We start from the raw sequence: 16,196 nt of genomic DNA on the forward strand, positions 1-16,196 counted from the left end.
TCTCTGCCAGCTGTGTGTTTTAGACAATATAAAAAACAGGCAAGAGTGCTTCTTGCCTGTTGAAAAATCTATTATTACTTAAGACCGTATTTTTTGTTAAAGCGATCAACACGACCATCAGCAGAAGCGAATTTTTGACGGCCAGTGTAGAATGGGTGGCATTCAGAGCAAATCTCAACGCGTACCTCTTCTTTTACTGAGCCTGTTTCAAATTCATTTCCGCAAGCGCATTTAACTGTTGCTTTTTTGAAATTAGGATGAATTCCTGCTTTCATTGTATCCATCTCCTTCCGCCCTGAATCCCGTGTGGAAACAGAGTTATTATTTCGGAGCATTGTCCGAAACGCATATGAGAAAATTATATCAGTGATTTACTTCTTTTGCAAATACAATTTATCGTCTAGCAGATGATAGATTTGCCTGTTTCCATTCTTGATTGAGAATATCGAAAAATTCCTGGTTTGTTTTGGTTTTTTTCATTTTTCTCATGAATTTTTCTGCGAAATCAGGTGAATCAGACATCGTTTTGCGGATAGACCATAAACGATCAAGGTGCTCTTTAGGCACAAGCAGCTCTTCCTTGCGCGTTCCCGAACGGCGGATATCGATGGCCGGGAAGATGCGGCGCTCTGCCAGAGAACGGTCAAGGTGAAGTTCCATGTTGCCTGTTCCCTTGAATTCTTCATAAATGACATCATCCATACGTGACCCTGTATCAACAAGAGCCGTAGCAAGGATAGTTAAGCTTCCGCCCTCTTCGATATTTCTCGCAGCCCCGAAGAAGCGTTTCGGACGGTGGAACGCTGCTGGGTCAATCCCCCCGGAAAGCGTTCTTCCGCTCGGCGGAATCACTAAGTTGTAGGCGCGGGCAAGGCGTGTGATGCTGTCCATCAGAATGATGACATCTTTTTTGTGTTCCACGAGACGCATCGCGCGCTCAAGCACAAGCTCGGCTACTTTAATATGGTTTTCCGGCACTTCATCAAACGTTGAGCTGACGACATCCCCAGCTACAGAACGCTCGATATCGGTCACTTCCTCCGGTCTTTCGTCGATCAAAAGCACGATCAGCTCTGCTTCAGGCTGGTTTGCTGTAATGCTGTTGGCAATTTCCTTCAGCAGCATCGTTTTTCCGGCTTTTGGAGGCGCAACAATCAAACCGCGCTGTCCAAATCCAACCGGCGCCATCATGTCCATTATTCTAGTAGACAAGAAGTTCGGCTTTGTTTCAAGCACCATTTGACGGTCTGGATAAAGAGGTGTAAGAGCCGGGAAATGCACACGCTCTTTTGCTGATTCGGGATCATCCCCGTTTACTGCTTCAACGTGCAAAAGTCCATAGTAACGCTCATTTTCTTTTGGCGGGCGAACCTTGCCTGATACTTTGTCTCCGTTCCGCAAATCGAAACGGCGGATTTGTGAAGCTGAGATGTAAATGTCTTCTGAGCTTGGAGAGTAGTTGATCGGTCTCAGGAAGCCGAAACCTTCAGACTGGATGATCTCAAGAACGCCTTCCATAAACAGCAGATCTTCCTGTTCTGCATTTGCTTTCAGAATGGCGAAAATGAGTTCTTTTTTTGTCAGTTTGCTGTAGTAGGAGATTTTATAATGTCTTGCAAGTTCATAAAGCTCTTTCAATTTCATATTTTCCAAAGAGGAAATAGATACGTCTTTCATAAAAACACCACGCTTTTCATAGTCAATATCTTACTTGCACATGTAATCTGCTGCTTTTGCACAACATCCGCCAAAGCACATTCTTTTTTTAACATAAAGGAACTTCTATCGGTAACACTTCCACCCATGATCGGCGCTTTTGTTAAAAGGATTGTCTTAATGAGTTTTGAAGGAAGCGAGGACAAAAACATGAGAAGATCAATACTTATATCGTCTGTATGCGGTAGAAATTGAAACTTTCCTAGTGCTTAAAAGAAGGAATTACGCAGTAAAATTCGCAGCACTCTTTATTTTTACCTTATTTCAAAAAATTATTCAACTGAAATAAGGTTTTGACACGGAATTGATAGAGTTGACGCTTTTCTGCAAAGGAAAAGCGGGCTCACACCCGCTTTTTCTGTTTGTTATGGACGGATTACAAGATTTGGTTTCTTTTTCAGGCTGTGTCTGCCGTCAACGAAGCGGACAGTGCCTGATTTTGCACGGATAACTAAGCTTTCAGTTGTGCCGACAGAGCCTTTGAATTGAACGCCTTTTAACAGCTCGCCGTCCGTTACACCGGTAGCTGCAAAAATCGCGTCATCACCCTTCACAAGGTCTTCCATGCGGAGGACTTTGCTTAAATCAAGGCCCATTTTGTGACAGCGTGTGATTTCTTCTTCGCTTTGCGGAAGAAGTTTACCAATAATTTCTCCGCCGAGCGCTTTTAACGCAACAGCGGATAGCACACCCTCAGGAGCTCCACCTGATCCGAACAGGATATCAACGCCCGTGTGGTCGAAAGCCGTGTTGATGGCGCCTGCGACATCGCCATCATTGATCAATTTGATTCTGGCGCCGGCCTCACGAAGTTCAGAAATAATTTTTGCGTGTCTTTCACGGTTTAAGATTGTGGCAACGACGTCCTCAACGTCCTTGTTTTTCGCTTTTGCCACCGCTTTAAGGTTATCAATGACGGGTGCTTCAATATCAATGCAGCCCACCGCTTCCGGACCGACTGCGATTTTTTGCATATACATGTCAGGAGCGTTCAGAAGCGTGCCGTGGTCTGCTACCGCAATAACCGTCAGTGCGTTCCAGCCGCCGCTTGCTAGGATGTTTGTGCCTTCAAGAGGGTCAACTGCGACATCGACGCGCGGGCCGTACCCGTTTCCGAGTTTTTCCCCGATATACAGCATCGGCGCTTCGTCCATTTCGCCTTCACCGATCACAACGGTCCCTTTCATCGGAACTGTATCAAAAACGTCTCTCATTGCGCTCGTTGCCGCTTCATCAGCCTCATCTTTTTTTCCCCGGCCCATCCATCTTGCAGATGCCAATGCCGCAGCTTCGGTCACACGTACCAATTCCATTGATAAACTTCTTTCCATTTCAACACGATCTCCTCTCACAAGAAACCATTATGAATTTTGAAGCTGTTCTATTTCTTCGTCAGTCATTCTTTCACGCCAGATTGTCGCTCCAAGCCCCTCAAGCTTCTTCTCAAGGCTGCTGTATCCGCGGTCAATATGCTCCAGGCCCGTAATTTCCGTGACGCCGTCAGCCATCAGGCCGGCTACCACCAGACAAGCTCCGGCACGCAGATCGCTCGCCTTCACTTTTGCGCCTTGAAGCTCGACAGGACCTGTGATGATGGCAGATCTGCCTTCTACTTTCATATTGGCACCCATTCGTCTCAGCTCATCAATGTGCTTGAATCTTGCCGAGTAGATGGTGTCTGTTACGACGCTTGTCCCTTTTGCCCTTGTCAGGAGCGCCGTCATCGGCTGCTGCAAATCAGTCGGAAAGCCCGGGTATACAAGGGTTTTGACATCAACCGGCTTTAAGTGCTTCTGCCCGCCGACAATGAGAAGCTGGTCGTCGCTTGTTTCGATATGATAACCCATTTCTCTCAGCTTTGCCGTTAACGACTCAAGATGAGTGGGAATCACATTATCGATAATAACTTCCTTTCCCATTGCAGCTCCTGCAATCATAAATGTCCCGGCCTCAATTCTGTCCGGTATGATCGTATGCTTGCAGCCGTGCAGTTCCTTCACGCCGTCAATTCGGATCACATTGGTTCCCGCACCTTTGATTTTGGCTCCCATGCTGGTAAGCAGTGTCGCGACATCAATGATCTCAGGCTCCTTGGCAGCGTTTTCGATGATCGTTTTTCCTTCTGCCAAAACAGCGGCAAGCATAATGTTAATGGTTGCCCCTACGCTTACGACATCTAAATAAATACGTGCGCCTCTCAGCCTTTCAGCACGCAAATAAATAGCACCCTGTTCATTGGTCACTTCAGCCCCTAGCGCTTCAAAGCCTTTGATATGCTGATCAATCGGACGGGGCCCTAAGTGGCAGCCGCCGGGCAATCCGATGACGGCCTGCTTGAAGCGGCCGAGCATCGCCCCCATTAAATAATAGGACGCGCGAAGCTTTTTTACTTTCCCGTTAGGAAGCGGCATGCTGATCATCGACGTGGGGTCAACAACCATTTCCCCATTCTCAAAATGCACGTTGCCGCCGATTTCCTTTAACAGGTCACGCAGCGTTTCAATATCTGAAATCTCTGGAAGCCCTTCAATTGTCACCTCGGAATTTGCCAAAATGGTTGCAGGTATTAATGCAACAGCACTATTTTTAGCGCCGCTGATATGTACTGTACCGTTTAACGAGTCACCGCCGGCAATATTCAACTTTTCCATGATAGTCTCCTTCCATAAGAAGATAGCTGCGGAGCTAAATAAAATGTCATTTTATTCTGTCTCTGCAAATAAAGCTCATGTCCAAAATCTAGCCAATTCGAAGAGAAAGAATACAACACATTGTAAAATATCAGGAAGAAAATAGCGAAGCTTTGCGGGGTACAGGTTTCGAAAGTTGCACAGAGACCCGCCGGCTCAAGAGACCTCGTCTTCATCCGGCAAAAGCAGTACGCAAACCCTTCATTCCGATATCAGCTTCTGCAGCCCAATGATTCCTTCTCTGTAAAGCGGCGTCAGCATCTGTAGGTCCGCTGTATCAGACGGTGAAAAACAAAGGCCGCGGCAAACAGGCATAAAGCTGTTTGCCGCCCTTTGCAATTATTTATTCCAGTCTGCCAGGAATTGTTCAATTCCTTTGTCTGTTAACGGATGCTTAGTGAGCGCATGAATGACTTTCAGCGGCATTGTGCCGATATGAGCCCCTCTTAGAGCGGCTTCTGTCACGTGCTGCGGATGGCGGATTGACGCTGCAATGATTTGCGTGTCAAGACCGTGAATGTCAAAAATCGTCTTGACGTCTGAAATCAGGTCAAGTCCGTTGTGGCCGATGTCATCTAAACGTCCCAGGAATGGAGATACATACGTTGCCCCAGCTCTGGCAGCGAGAAGCGCCTGGTTGGCATTGAAGATCAATGTGACGTTTGTTTTGATGCCTAAGTCAGTAAGTGCTCTTACCGCTTTTAAGCCATCAGTCGTCATCGGGATTTTCACCGTAATGTTCGGAGCGATTTTCGCCAGTTCTTTTCCTTCCTCGATCATTTCCTCAGCTTTCAAAGAAATAACCTCTGCGCTTACAGAGCCTTTCACGACATCTGTGATCTCGCGAAGACGGTCGTGGAATGATACGTTAGCTTCTTTTGCTACTAAACTAGGATTCGTCGTTACACCGGCGAGAATTCCTAATTCATTCGCTTCTTTAATTTCATCGATATTGGCTGTATCAACAAAGAATAACATTTTCAAAAAGCCTCCCTGATTAAGAAATTTTCTGAACTGTGAATATGATTGCGCTTTCTAAAGATAGACGGAAAACCGCCTGTCAAGCTGTCAGGCGGCTATAAACGTTCCAATTGAATTAAGCTTGGTTTGAAGAACCAAATTCACGCATTTTACCGATAACTGTTTCTTTGATCGCTTCACGAGCTGGTCCAAGGTATTTACGTGGATCGTACTCGTTAGGCTTAGCTGCCAATGTTTCGCGAACAGCTTTTGCAGAAGAAATTTGGTTTTCAGTATTCACGTTGATTTTAGCTGTACCAAGTGAAATTGATTTTTTGATGTCATCAGTCGGAATTCCAGTACCGCCGTGAAGAACTAGCGGAAGACCAGTTGATTTTCCGATCTCTTCCATCTCTTTGAAACCAAGGTTTGGCTCACCTTTGTAAGGGCCGTGAACAGAACCTAAAGCAGGTGCAAGGCAGTCGATGCCAGTGCGCTCAACAAGCTCTTGGCACTCTTTCGGATCAGCGTAGATTACGCCTTCAGCGATAACGTCATCTTCTTGTCCGCCGACTGTTCCAAGCTCAGCTTCTACAGATACTCCGTGGAAATGAGCAAGCTCAACAACTTTAGAAGTTGTTGCTACGTTTTCTTCAAATGGATGGTGAGAAGCGTCGATCATTACAGATGTGAAACCTGCATGAATCGCTTTCGCACAAGATTCAAAGCTTGAACCGTGGTCTAAGTGAATCGCAACAGGAACTGTCACTTTGTACTCTTCCATAAGTGCTTTTACCATAGCAACGACTGTTTTGAAGCCGCCCATGTAGCGTCCCGCACCTTCGGAAACACCAAGGATCACTGGAGATTTTTCTTCTTCAGCTGCTTGTAAAATCGCTTGAGTAAACTCAAGGTTGTTTAAGTTAAATTGTCCTACAGCATAACCTTTTTCTTTAGCTGTATTCAACATTTCCGTCATAGAAACTAAAGGCATGTCGAATGTCCTCCTTATGTAGCCTGATTGTCTTCTAGCGAAAAAAGCTTTCCACCCTAGCATGACCCATCTATTGCTGTCATATGTAAATACCAGATCGCTTTTTCTCCATAACTAGAATACCAACTTTTCGACAAATCGGCAACACAATGACATCATTCATTTGTTTCTTCTTTTTGTCAATTAGACTTCAGGGGCAGATATTTTTTCACGGCGTCTCTGATTTCGTCGATGTCAAACGGCTTCGCAAAGTGCGTCAAGGCGCCCAGTTCCTTTGATTCCTGGATCATGTCGAGCTCTCCGTATGCCGTCATGATAATCACCCGGATGTTTTCGTCAATGACCTTCATCCGTTTTAAGATTTCGATACCGTCCATGCCGGGAATTTTCATGTCCAGAAGCACAAGGTCGGGCCGTTCTTTTGTCACGATGTCAAGCGCCTGCAGGCCGTTTGCAGCCTGAAACGTCTGGTAGCCTTCTTTATTGAATACTTCATTAAGCAAAATACGTATGCCGTATTGATCATCAACGATTAAAATTTTTTCATTCATCATTTTACACCCCAATATTATGATTTTCGTCAAAAGTAAGCAGTAGTGTATGTATTCTGTTTGATTTTCCTATTTCCTTTAATTATAATAGTCTACTTTACGACATTTTCTGAGCATTTTCTCTTTTGTTGTATACTGATATTGTACGTTATAAAGGAGGATTCACTTATGTTGAAAATATTTACGACGCAGTTAACAGGTATTTTTTCCCGCATTCAGGATAAGGAATCTGACGCGATTGAAGATGGGGCGCGGCTGCTTGCACAAGCGGTGATCAGCGGGCATTCCATTTATTTATACGGTGCTAATGAGCTTCAGGGCGTCTTTTATGAGGCCACCGAAAGCAGCGAACCCTTCCCATCTGTCAAAGCCTTTCCACAAAGCGCTGAGGAAGTGACAGAAAGCGACAGGATGCTGATGTTTTGCTCCGGGACGGGGACAGCCGAAGAGCAGGCGCTCGCGAAAGAGCTTTATGAAAAAGGTACGGGAGTCGTATGCGTATCGCCGGCAGCTAAAGACAGTGCGGGGATGGAACAATATTGCGATGTGCATATTGATTCTAAATTAAAAATGCCGCTCGTTCCCGATGAAGACGGCACCCGTTACGGATTTCCCTCTTTAATGACAGCACTGTATGTCTACCATGCTTTATCGTTTACATTAAAAGAAATTCTGCAAGAGTATGCATAATATCTTATTGTACATGCTGTATCTTGCAGGAAACAAATAAAAAAGACTTGCCCGCTTTTGACAAACGGCAAGTCTTTTTTGATTACTTCTGATTTGCAGCTTCGACAGACGCTCCGATAAAGCCTTTGAATAGAGGCTGAGGTCTTGTCGGTCTTGACTTGAACTCTGGGTGGAACTGAGAAGCCACGAACCAAGGGTGGTCTTTCAGCTCGATGATTTCAACAAGGCGTCCGTCCGGGCTTGTGCCTGAGAATACGAAGCCTTGGTCTTCCATTTGCTGTCTGAATTCGTTGTTGAATTCATAACGGTGGCGGTGACGCTCGTACACCACTTCATCCTGATACACTTCAAAGGCTTTCGTGCCTTCTTCAAGCTTACATGGGTAAAGGCCGAGACGAAGCGTTCCTCCGAGATCTTCAACATCCTTCTGTTCAGGAAGAAGGTCAATGATCGGGTATTGAGTTGACGGATCAATTTCCGCAGAGTGAGCGCCTTTTAAGCCTAATACATTACGTGCGTATTCAATAGACGCAACCTGCATGCCCAAGCAAATACCCAAGAATGGAATGTTGTTTTCGCGCGCGTATTTTGTTGCAACGATTTTACCTTCAACACCGCGGTCTCCGAATCCGCCCGGCACGATGATGCCGTCCGTTCCGCTTGTGAGCTCTTCGATGTTGCTTTCTGTCACTTCTTCTGCGTTGATCCATTTCACTTTTACATCTGTGTCAAACGCATAGCCCGCATGGCGGAGAGACTCGACAACAGAGATGTATGCGTCAGGAAGCTCAACGTATTTACCGACAAGGCCGATCGTAATTGTTTGAGACAGATTGCTAACCTTGTTAACAAGCTCTTTCCACTCTGACATTTCAGCCTCTTTGCATGCCAATTGCATGTGCTCGCAAACAAGCTTGTCTAGTCCTTGTTTTTGCAGCTCAAGCGGAATGGAGTATAGGTTGTCCGCATCCTCACACTCGATCACCGCTTTTGTATCGATGTCGCAGAATAGCGCAATTTTATCTTTCATATCTTGAGAAATCGGCATTTCTGTACGCACGACGATGATGTTTGGCTGAATGCCCAAGCTGCGTAATTCTTTTACGCTGTGCTGTGTCGGTTTTGTTTTCAATTCGCCCGCAGCTTTAATGTAAGGAACAAGCGTACAGTGGATGTACATTACGTTTTCACGGCCGATGTCGCTCTTCATTTGGCGGATCGCTTCAAGGAATGGCAGTGATTCGATGTCCCCGACAGTACCGCCAATTTCTGTAATAACGACATCCGCGTTTGTTTCTTTCCCCGCGCGGTAAACACGGTCTTTCAGTTCGTTTGTGATGTGCGGGATAACCTGTACGGTTCCGCCAAGGTAGTCTCCGCGACGTTCTTTTTTAAGAACTGTTGAATAGATTTTACCAGTTGTCACGTTGCTGAATTTATTCAGGTTGATGTCGATAAAACGCTCATAGTGACCAAGGTCCAAGTCTGTTTCGGCGCCGTCATCCGTTACGAATACTTCACCGTGCTGGTATGGGCTCATTGTTCCCGGGTCGACGTTGATGTATGGATCAAATTTTTGGATCGTCACGTTCAGTCCACGGTTTTTCAGCAAACGTCCCAATGAAGCTGCTACAATACCCTTTCCAAGTGAGGATACGACTCCCCCGGTTACAAAAATATATTTCGTCATTTCGTTTGCTCCTCTCTTCGCTCTTAGCTACATTTTTAAAATGTACTGTTTTATAGAAAATCATTTAGCATTTTAAATGATTTATAAGAAAAATGAGGGGTGAAAATAAGAAAGCTCCCTTTCAATTTCTTGAAAGGGAGCATAACGCACTATGTTCTCTCTTCGTTTTTGAAGAGCCCAAAATACATACTACATAGTTCGACTTTGAAAGTCAAGATGGTTTTGAAGATGATCTATTACTATTTGAGATCCTCATCTTCATCATCAAGATCTTCATCATCTTCATCAATAATATCCTCTTCGATCTCAAGATCATCATCGTCTTCATCAAGATCTTCATCGTCAAAAATCGTCGGTGTCAAGATCAAGTTCTTCCTCGACTTCATCTAAATCAATGTCGTCTTCGTCGATCACTTCAAACTCGTCAAGGTCAAGATCTTCTTCGACTACTTTCTTCGCTTTTTTCTTTTTCGCCTTGACGGTCGGCTGCGTTTCTTCGTCAAGCTGATCATACGGATACCAGCTGCGAAGCCCCCAAGTCTGGTCAGAAAGCGCCAGGAAGCGGCCGTCAATGTTTAAATCTGTATAAAATTGAGCGATGCGGTCTCCAAGCTCTTCTTTTGTCACGCCGAGCAAAGATGCAATTTCATTTAAAAGCTCCTGAAAAGGAACTGGTTTTTTATGTTCTTCAAATAATTCGTGAGCGATTTCAACTAAAGCCATTTCCTTTAGCTCTTCCTGTGAATATTGTTTGATACCCAAGGTCGGACACTCCCTTTCTATTACTTATATGTATCTGTTTTATCAATAATGAAAGCGATTTTGTATCGTTCTTATACAAACCATACCTCTCATTATAAACAAAATAAAACAGAATATGCTACCCTTAACAGCGTTAATTTAAATAATTTTACAAGAGTGTTCCGACTGATAGATGTTTTGCGTCAATCCGCGAGCATTCTGGAGATGACAAGTCTTTGAATTTCTTGAGTGCCTTCATAGATTTGCGTGATTTTTGCATCACGCATATAGCGTTCAACCGGATAATCTTTTGTATAGCCATAGCCGCCGAAAATCTGCACGGCTTCGGTCGTCACCTTCATCGCCGTATCCCCCGCCAGCAGTTTGGACATGGCGGAAGCTTTTCCATATGGAAGGCCTGATGATTCCAGCCATGCCGCCTGATAGGTCAATAGCCTTGAAGCTTCTATCATTGTAGCCATATCCGCGAGTTTAAAAGCAATGCCCTGCTGCTCGGCGATTGATTTTCCGAATTGCTTTCTCTCTTTTGCGTATTGAAGCGCCGCATCAAGCGCTCCCTGAGCGATGCCCACGGCTTGAGCGGCAATGCCGTTTCTTCCTCCATCAAGCGTCTTCATCGCGATTTTGAAGCCTTCCCCTTCTTCTCCAAGACGGTTTGCTGCGGGCACAACACAATCTTCGAATGTGATTTCTGTTGTCGGAGACGAACGGATGCCCAGCTTCTTTTCTTTCTTGCCTGTCAAAAATCCTTCGAAATTCTTTTCTACAATAAAAGCGGAAATGCCTTTTTTCTTTTTCGCGGGATCGGTGACTGCAAAAACAATGTAAATATCCGCGATGCCGCCGTTTGTGATAAACACTTTTGAGCCATTTAACACATAGTCATCGCCGATTCGTTCAGCAGTTGTTTTCATGCCGCCGGCGTCAGAGCCGGACCCTGCTTCGGTCAAAGCAAAAGCGCCGATTTTCTCTCCTAGGGCCAGTTGTGTCAAATACTCTGTCTTCTGTTCTTCCGTCCCAAAGGCAAACAGCGGCCAGCTGCAAAGAGAGATATGGGCGGAAAGCGTCACACCGGTGGAGGCGCACACTTTTGACAGTTCCTCCACCACGATGACGTAGGCCAGATAGTCACTTCCGATTCCTCCATAATCTTCAGGCCACGGAATTCCCGTCAGCCCCAGATTCGCCATTTCCCGAAACAGCTCGCGGTCGAAGCGTTCTTGTTCGTCGCGTTCTGCGGCTGTCGGGGCCACCTCATGCTTCGCAAAATCACGCACCAATTTTTGTATCATCTCGTGTTCTTCTGATAATGAAAACTTCATGGCTTCTCCCCCATTTTCATATCAGCACCTAAGACAGATTGAGCCAGAAGCTCGGCGACATCATACGTTTTGACTTGGTCTTCGGCTTCTTTCGCCTTTGTGCCATCTCCGAGCATCGTGAGACAGTACGGACAGCCTGAGCTGATCACCGATGGGTTGACCGCGAGCGCTTGCTCTGTCCTGGCGACATTAATCCTATTGCCCGTTTCTTCCTCCATCCACATTAATCCCCCGCCGGCGCCGCAGCACATGCCGGTTTCCCGGTTTCTCTCCATTTCAATCAGCTGTACGCCAGGAATGGCTTTCAAAATCTCCCTCGGCTGATCATAGACTTCGTTGTACCGGCCCAAGTAGCATGAATCATGGAAGGTAATCACCTCTTGAAGGGGGTGCTGCGGTTTTAGTTTCCCGTTCCTCACCAGCTCGGCCAGCACTTCTGTATGATGATAAACCTCGCCTTCAAAACCGAAATCAGGGTACTCATTTTTAAATAAATTGTATGCATGCGGATCGATCGTAACGATTTTTTCCACATGATTTTTTTCAAATTCAGAGATATTCTTCTCAGCCAGCTCTTGGAATAAAAATTCATTTCCGAGGCGGCGCGGCGTGTCTCCTGAATTTTTTTCTTTATTACCGAGGATCGCGAAGGACACGCCCGCGTGATTGAGCAGCTTGGCAAAGGAAATCGCGATTTTCTGGCTTCTGTTGTCGTATGACCCCATAGAACCGACCCAGAAAAGATACTCAAATTCTTTTCCTTCTTTTTTCATTTCTTTCACGGTCGGAATCTCAGCATCCGGCGCCGCGTCACGCCAATTTTCACGTTCCTTGCGGTTGAGGCCCCACGGATTTCCCTGCCGCTCAATACTGGTCATGGCGCGCTGTGCGTCACTGTCCATTTTTCCTTCTGTCAGTACGAGGTAGCGGCGAAGGTCGATGATTTTATCCACGTGCTCGTTCATGACCGGACATTGATCCTCACAATTCCGGCAAGTGGTGCACGCCCAAATTTCTTCCTCTGTGATGACGTCGCCGATCAAGCTCGGATTGTAATCTAGCGCTGCCGCGGCTTCCTGCGATCCGCTGCCCGCTGACGCCGCCGCCAGCTGATTACCTCTCGTATGCCGGAACGCTGCCGCGGGCACCCATGGCGAACGCGAGGTGACAGCGGCGCCTTTTTCAGTAAGATGGTCTCTGAGACGCAAAATCAAGTCCATCGGCGACAGCATTTTTCCGGTGCCTGTTGCAGGGCACATATTGGTGCAGCGGCCGCACTCGACACACGCGTACAGATCAAGCAGCTGAGTCTGCCGAAAATCTTCAATTTTCCCCGCTCCGTAGCTTTCTTTCGTTTCATCGGTAAAATCAATTTTTTCAAGCTTTCCGGCTGATTCCATTCTATTGAAGAAGACATTGGCAGGTCCGGCGATTAAATGGGCATGCTTCGACTGAGGCACGTACACTAAAAAGCTCAGCAAAAACAGAAGATGCGCCCACCATGCGATATAGAAAATCACCGCCGCACCTGTTTCCCCGACCCCGCTAAGCAAAAACGCAATACCTGATGCAATCGGCTCGCTCCAAGAAAGCCCGTGCTCATGCCAGATCAGATTCATCCCGTTTCCAAGCAGAACCGTCAGCATTAATCCCCCGATAAAAATGAGAACGAGCCCTGCTTTGAAACCGCGTTTCAGCCTGACGAGCTTTTCAATATAACGTCTGTAGAATGCCCAGCCTACAGCAATTAAAATAAGAAATGTAACGATTTCCTGAAAAAAGGTGAAGGCGGGATAGACAGGGCCAAGCGGCAGATTCCGATCGGGAGCCAGTCCTTTGATAATAAAGTCAATTGCTCCGAACTGAACCAATATAAATCCGTAGAAAAACATGACGTGAATGATTCCGCTTTTCTTATCCTTGAGCAGTTTTTTCTGTCCGAATACATTCACCCATATGGCGCGAAGCCGTTCCTTGATCCGTTGATCAAAATGTTCTTTCTGCCCGAGCCTGATGTAGGCCAGTCTCGTTTTAACCAAGTAGACAAACAAATAGACAGCGTAAGCGGTTACAATCAGAAATAACAATGCATTTGCGATGAGAAAGCCGCTCATTCTAATTCCCCCTTTTTACTGATAAAGACCGCGATCCCCTACCCTCGAATCTGTATAAGATTATCTTTATGATAAATAATGAATGAGTGTTCAGTCAATAATTAAATTCCAGCTGATCGGGCACACTACCTTTACTACGGAAAGGAGTGCCGGGATGAAGGTATTTTTCGTGATTATGATCATTGTCGTTATTCTTTTTGCTTTGATTCTGCTTGATATCTTCATGGGCCGCGCAGGATATAGAAAGAACGCGTACGAGCCTGTTTTTTCAAAAAAGAAGAGTGACATCGAATTGATCCACTGCGGCGCTGATCTTGTCGAACGGATGATGGAAGACATCCGCCAGGCTGTTTCCTCTGTTCACGTGATGTTTTTTATTATGAAAAATGATGAGGTCAGCCACAATATGTTTACGCTGCTGAAAGCAAAAGCTAAAGCCGGTGTTTCTGTTTATTTGCTGCTGGATTGGTCCGGCAGCCAAAAAATTAAAAAACTGGCGCTGAAGACGATGAAAAATGCCGGAGTTCATGTTCATTTTCTTAACAAGCCCCGTTTTCCTTTTTTCTTTTTCCACATACAAAAACGAAATCACCGAAAAATCGCTGTGATAGACGGGAAGATCGGTTATATCGGCGGGTTTAACATCGGTGAGGAATACCTTGGAAAGAAGGCGAAGTTCGGCAATTGGGAGGATTATCATCTGCGCATGAAGGGAGAAGGTGTCCGCGATCTTCAGACGCTTTTTACAGCCGATCTAAAACGAAATACCGGATCAGCTGAACTGGCCCCGGATGTTTGGCCGGAGCTTCCGCAAGGGAATATCTCTCTTAAGATTTATGCGACTGATGGTTATGCTCTTGAAAAAACGTATTTGGCAAATATCGCGCAGGCAAAAGATCGCATTACCATTTGCACACCTTATTATATTCCGACAAAACCGCTTCAGCAGGCATTGGTCAAAGCAAGAAAAAACGGTGTAACTGTTACGCTCATCGTGCCGATGAAATCAGATCATCCGCTGGTCAGAGAGGCAGCTTTTACGTATTATTCAGAGCTCTTGGATGCCGGCTGTCTTATCTACCGTTTTTACCAGGGGTTTTATCATGTGAAAGCCCTGATCATTGACGATCACTTCAGCGTCATCGGCACCGCCAATTTTGATCAGCGAAGCTTCTTTTTAAATGAAGAGGTGAATGTTGAAATCGATAATAAGGCTTTTACAAAAGAAGTCTATGCCACGATTGAAGAGGATATTAATAGGTCGGAGCTGCTGACAAAGGAGAATTTCAAAAAGCGTACGTTCAGACAGCGCCCGGCGGAATGGCTTGGCAGAGCATTATCTTATTTTTTATAAAGGAGAGTTCCTATGATTTTCAGATTCGGGTTCGTTTCAAACGCGATGAGCCTTTGGGATGCGTCTCCCGCTAAAGCATTGACATTCGCGCGTTATTCCAAGCTTTCAAAGGATGAAAGAAAAGAAGCCCTGCTGACTGTGACAAGAGCCAATTTGAACAATACGATGAGAACCCTTCACTATATCATCGGCCACGGTATTCCTTTGTACCGTTTTTCCAGTTCGATTGTGCCGCTGGCCACACATCCCGATGTAATGTGGGATTTTGTAACGCCGTTTCAAAAGGAGTTTCGGGAGATTGGAGAGCTTGTTAAAACACATCATCTGCGAACAAGCTTTCACCCAAACCAATTCACTCTGTTCACGAGCCCGAAGGAAAACGTCACAAAAAATGCGGTAACCGATATGGCGTATCACTACCGCATGCTTGAAGCCATGGGCATTGCTGATCGCTCCGTTATCAACATTCATATAGGCGGCGCTTACGGAGATAAAGACACCGCCACTGCTCAATTTCATCAAAATATGAAGCAGCTGCCGCAGGAGATCAAACAGCGGATGACGCTGGAAAACGATGATAAAACCTATACGACAGAAGAAACGCTTCAGGTCTGTGAACAAGAGGATGTTCCATTTGTCTTTGACTTTCATCATTTTTACGCCAATCCAGATGATCACGCCGACCTGAATGAAGCACTGCCCCGGATGATCAAAACGTGGGAGCGGATAGGGCTGCAGCCAAAGGTTCACCTGTCTTCCCCAAAATCGGAGCAAGCCATACGCAGCCATGCCGATTATGTTGACGCCAACTTTTTGCTGCCGCTGTTAGAGCGCTTCAGACAATGGGGAACAAATATTGATTTCATGATTGAAGCAAAACAGAAAGACAAGGCACTTCTCCGCCTGATGGATGAATTAAGCTCCATCCGCGGTGTCAAACGCATCGGCGGCGGCACGCTGCAATGGAAATCATAAATGTGCAATATCAGGTTTACAGTTCGTCCGCTCTGGGAACATACGCTATATAAGACAACAACCGATGGAGGAGAAAGATTATGAAAAACATCAAGTCTCTGAAAGTAGCCGCACAGGCATTTACTTTAAGAAATTTGATTCATCTTTATAAAATGTGCCATTCCGGAAGCCACGAGGTTTATATTTATTCAAAGAAAACAATGTGCAAAATCAAAAGCTTAATTGAGCTTGAGACGTTCCGTATGGCTCATGATGAAAAGGAATATCTGATTGTAGTGGAAGGAACTAAAGCATCACAGCTGATTGAAAAGTTCCAAAATATTATCGAGCCTGCTGAAAGAGAAGCGCTTTAACTTACATATAAAAAGGATAGACATC

At 45.6% G+C, this 16,196-nt stretch carries 15 protein-coding genes and 1 pseudogene; 4 read left to right on the forward strand and 12 right to left on the reverse strand.

Annotated features, from left to right (window positions below; all coding sequences use genetic code 11):
* Positions 1-74: 74 nt before the first annotated feature.
* The 8 genes from rpmE to spo0F all read right to left on the reverse strand — a co-directional run bounded on the left by rpmE (position 75) and on the right by spo0F (position 6,914).
* The gene (rpmE, locus tag GYO_RS41015; RefSeq protein WP_003151132.1) at positions 75-275 is read right to left on the reverse strand and encodes a 50S ribosomal protein L31; all 201 of its coding nucleotides are present in this window, start codon (positions 273-275) and stop codon (positions 75-77) included.
* A 118-nt stretch (positions 276-393) separates the two neighbouring features.
* Positions 394-1,677 carry a transcription termination factor Rho gene (rho, locus tag GYO_RS41020; RefSeq protein ID WP_003221939.1) on the reverse strand — a complete coding sequence of 428 codons (1,284 nt, stop codon included), beginning with the start codon at positions 1,675-1,677 and terminating at the stop codon, positions 394-396.
* A complete protein-coding gene (locus GYO_RS41025; protein WP_013308072.1) occupies positions 1,674-1,868 on the reverse strand; it encodes a hypothetical protein in 195 nt (64 codons plus the stop codon). Before GYO_RS41025 ends, rho begins: the two co-directional genes overlap by 4 nt.
* 213 nt (positions 1,869-2,081) lie before the next feature.
* The gene (gene glpX / locus GYO_RS41030; protein WP_003242962.1) at positions 2,082-3,047 is read right to left on the reverse strand and encodes a class II fructose-bisphosphatase; all 966 of its coding nucleotides are present in this window, start codon (positions 3,045-3,047) and stop codon (positions 2,082-2,084) included.
* 30 nt (positions 3,048-3,077) lie between these two features.
* A complete protein-coding gene (murA, locus tag GYO_RS41035) occupies positions 3,078-4,367 on the reverse strand; it encodes a UDP-N-acetylglucosamine 1-carboxyvinyltransferase (protein WP_014115520.1) in 1,290 nt (429 codons plus the stop codon).
* A gap of 378 nt (positions 4,368-4,745) precedes the next feature.
* Positions 4,746-5,384 carry a fructose-6-phosphate aldolase gene (gene fsa, locus GYO_RS41040; RefSeq protein ID WP_014115521.1) on the reverse strand — a complete coding sequence of 213 codons (639 nt, stop codon included), beginning with the start codon at positions 5,382-5,384 and terminating at the stop codon, positions 4,746-4,748.
* A 118-nt stretch (positions 5,385-5,502) separates the two neighbouring features.
* A complete protein-coding gene (locus GYO_RS41045) occupies positions 5,503-6,360 on the reverse strand; it encodes a class II fructose-bisphosphate aldolase (RefSeq protein ID WP_014115522.1) in 858 nt (285 codons plus the stop codon).
* A 179-nt stretch (positions 6,361-6,539) separates the two neighbouring features.
* A complete protein-coding gene (gene spo0F, locus GYO_RS41050) occupies positions 6,540-6,914 on the reverse strand; it encodes a sporulation initiation phosphotransferase Spo0F (protein WP_003227621.1) in 375 nt (124 codons plus the stop codon).
* A 165-nt stretch (positions 6,915-7,079) separates the two neighbouring features.
* Here spo0F and GYO_RS41055 point away from each other — a divergent pair, with 165 nt between their 5' ends.
* Positions 7,080-7,601 (forward strand): DUF2529 domain-containing protein, encoded by a 522-nt coding sequence (locus tag GYO_RS41055; RefSeq protein ID WP_014115523.1) that lies wholly within the window; start codon positions 7,080-7,082, stop codon positions 7,599-7,601.
* Positions 7,602-7,683: 82 nt separating this feature from the next.
* On the opposite strand, the gene pyrG is transcribed toward GYO_RS41055, so the two are convergent.
* The 4 genes and pseudogenes from pyrG to GYO_RS41075 all read right to left on the reverse strand — a co-directional run bounded on the left by pyrG (position 7,684) and on the right by GYO_RS41075 (position 13,489).
* Positions 7,684-9,291 carry a glutamine hydrolyzing CTP synthase gene (pyrG, locus tag GYO_RS41060; RefSeq protein ID WP_014115524.1) on the reverse strand — a complete coding sequence of 536 codons (1,608 nt, stop codon included), beginning with the start codon at positions 9,289-9,291 and terminating at the stop codon, positions 7,684-7,686.
* Positions 9,292-9,530: 239 nt separating this feature from the next.
* Positions 9,531-10,053 (reverse strand): annotated as a pseudogene (rpoE, locus tag GYO_RS41065) (DNA-directed RNA polymerase subunit delta).
* A 182-nt stretch (positions 10,054-10,235) separates the two neighbouring features.
* A complete protein-coding gene (gene acdA, locus GYO_RS41070; protein WP_014115527.1) occupies positions 10,236-11,375 on the reverse strand; it encodes an acyl-CoA dehydrogenase AcdA in 1,140 nt (379 codons plus the stop codon).
* Complete coding sequence (locus tag GYO_RS41075) at positions 11,372-13,489, reverse strand: heterodisulfide reductase-related iron-sulfur binding cluster (protein WP_014115528.1); 2,118 nt, start codon at positions 13,487-13,489, stop codon at positions 11,372-11,374. Before GYO_RS41075 ends, acdA begins: the two co-directional genes overlap by 4 nt.
* A 154-nt stretch (positions 13,490-13,643) precedes the next feature.
* Here GYO_RS41075 and cls point away from each other — a divergent pair, with 154 nt between their 5' ends.
* The 3 genes from cls (at position 13,644) to GYO_RS41090 (ending at position 16,171) form a co-directional block, all read left to right on the forward strand.
* Positions 13,644-14,843, forward strand: a complete 1,200-nt coding sequence (gene cls, locus GYO_RS41080; RefSeq protein WP_014115529.1) for a cardiolipin synthase — start codon at positions 13,644-13,646, stop codon at positions 14,841-14,843.
* Positions 14,844-14,855: 12 nt separating this feature from the next.
* Entirely contained in the window at positions 14,856-15,818 is a 963-nt protein-coding gene (gene uvsE / locus GYO_RS41085) for a UV DNA damage repair endonuclease UvsE (RefSeq protein ID WP_014115530.1), read from the forward strand.
* A gap of 80 nt (positions 15,819-15,898) precedes the next feature.
* Positions 15,899-16,171 (forward strand): hypothetical protein, encoded by a 273-nt coding sequence (locus GYO_RS41090; protein WP_003221969.1) that lies wholly within the window; start codon positions 15,899-15,901, stop codon positions 16,169-16,171.
* Positions 16,172-16,196 lie beyond the last annotated feature (25 nt).

The sequence above is a fragment of the Bacillus spizizenii TU-B-10 genome (assembly GCF_000227465.1).
GTDB lineage: Bacteria > Bacillota > Bacilli > Bacillales > Bacillaceae > Bacillus > Bacillus spizizenii.

What these genes read in the sequence shown, in the direction of transcription:
- rpmE (WP_003151132.1), bottom strand. Translation starts at nt 275, where the DNA reads ATGAAAGCAGGAATTCATCCTAATTTCAAAAAAGCAACAGTTAAATGC.
- rho (WP_003221939.1), bottom strand. Translation starts at nt 1,677, where the DNA reads ATGAAAGACGTATCTATTTCCTCTTTGGAAAATATGAAATTGAAAGAG.
- GYO_RS41025 (WP_013308072.1), bottom strand. Translation starts at nt 1,868, where the DNA reads ATGTTTTTGTCCTCGCTTCCTTCAAAACTCATTAAGACAATCCTTTTA.
- glpX (WP_003242962.1), bottom strand. Translation starts at nt 3,047, where the DNA reads ATGGAAAGAAGTTTATCAATGGAATTGGTACGTGTGACCGAAGCTGCG.
- murA (WP_014115520.1), bottom strand. Translation starts at nt 4,367, where the DNA reads ATGGAAAAGTTGAATATTGCCGGCGGTGACTCGTTAAACGGTACAGTA.
- fsa (WP_014115521.1), bottom strand. Translation starts at nt 5,384, where the DNA reads ATGTTATTCTTTGTTGATACAGCCAATATCGATGAAATTAAAGAAGCG.
- GYO_RS41045 (WP_014115522.1), bottom strand. Translation starts at nt 6,360, where the DNA reads ATGCCTTTAGTTTCTATGACGGAAATGTTGAATACAGCTAAAGAAAAA.
- spo0F (WP_003227621.1), bottom strand. Translation starts at nt 6,914, where the DNA reads ATGATGAATGAAAAAATTTTAATCGTTGATGATCAATACGGCATACGT.
- GYO_RS41055 (WP_014115523.1), top strand. Translation starts at nt 7,080, where the DNA reads ATGTTGAAAATATTTACGACGCAGTTAACAGGTATTTTTTCCCGCATT.
- pyrG (WP_014115524.1), bottom strand. Translation starts at nt 9,291, where the DNA reads ATGACGAAATATATTTTTGTAACCGGGGGAGTCGTATCCTCACTTGGA.
- acdA (WP_014115527.1), bottom strand. Translation starts at nt 11,375, where the DNA reads ATGAAGTTTTCATTATCAGAAGAACACGAGATGATACAAAAATTGGTG.
- GYO_RS41075 (WP_014115528.1), bottom strand. Translation starts at nt 13,489, where the DNA reads ATGAGCGGCTTTCTCATCGCAAATGCATTGTTATTTCTGATTGTAACC.
- cls (WP_014115529.1), top strand. Translation starts at nt 13,644, where the DNA reads ATGAAGGTATTTTTCGTGATTATGATCATTGTCGTTATTCTTTTTGCT.
- uvsE (WP_014115530.1), top strand. Translation starts at nt 14,856, where the DNA reads ATGATTTTCAGATTCGGGTTCGTTTCAAACGCGATGAGCCTTTGGGAT.
- GYO_RS41090 (WP_003221969.1), top strand. Translation starts at nt 15,899, where the DNA reads ATGAAAAACATCAAGTCTCTGAAAGTAGCCGCACAGGCATTTACTTTA.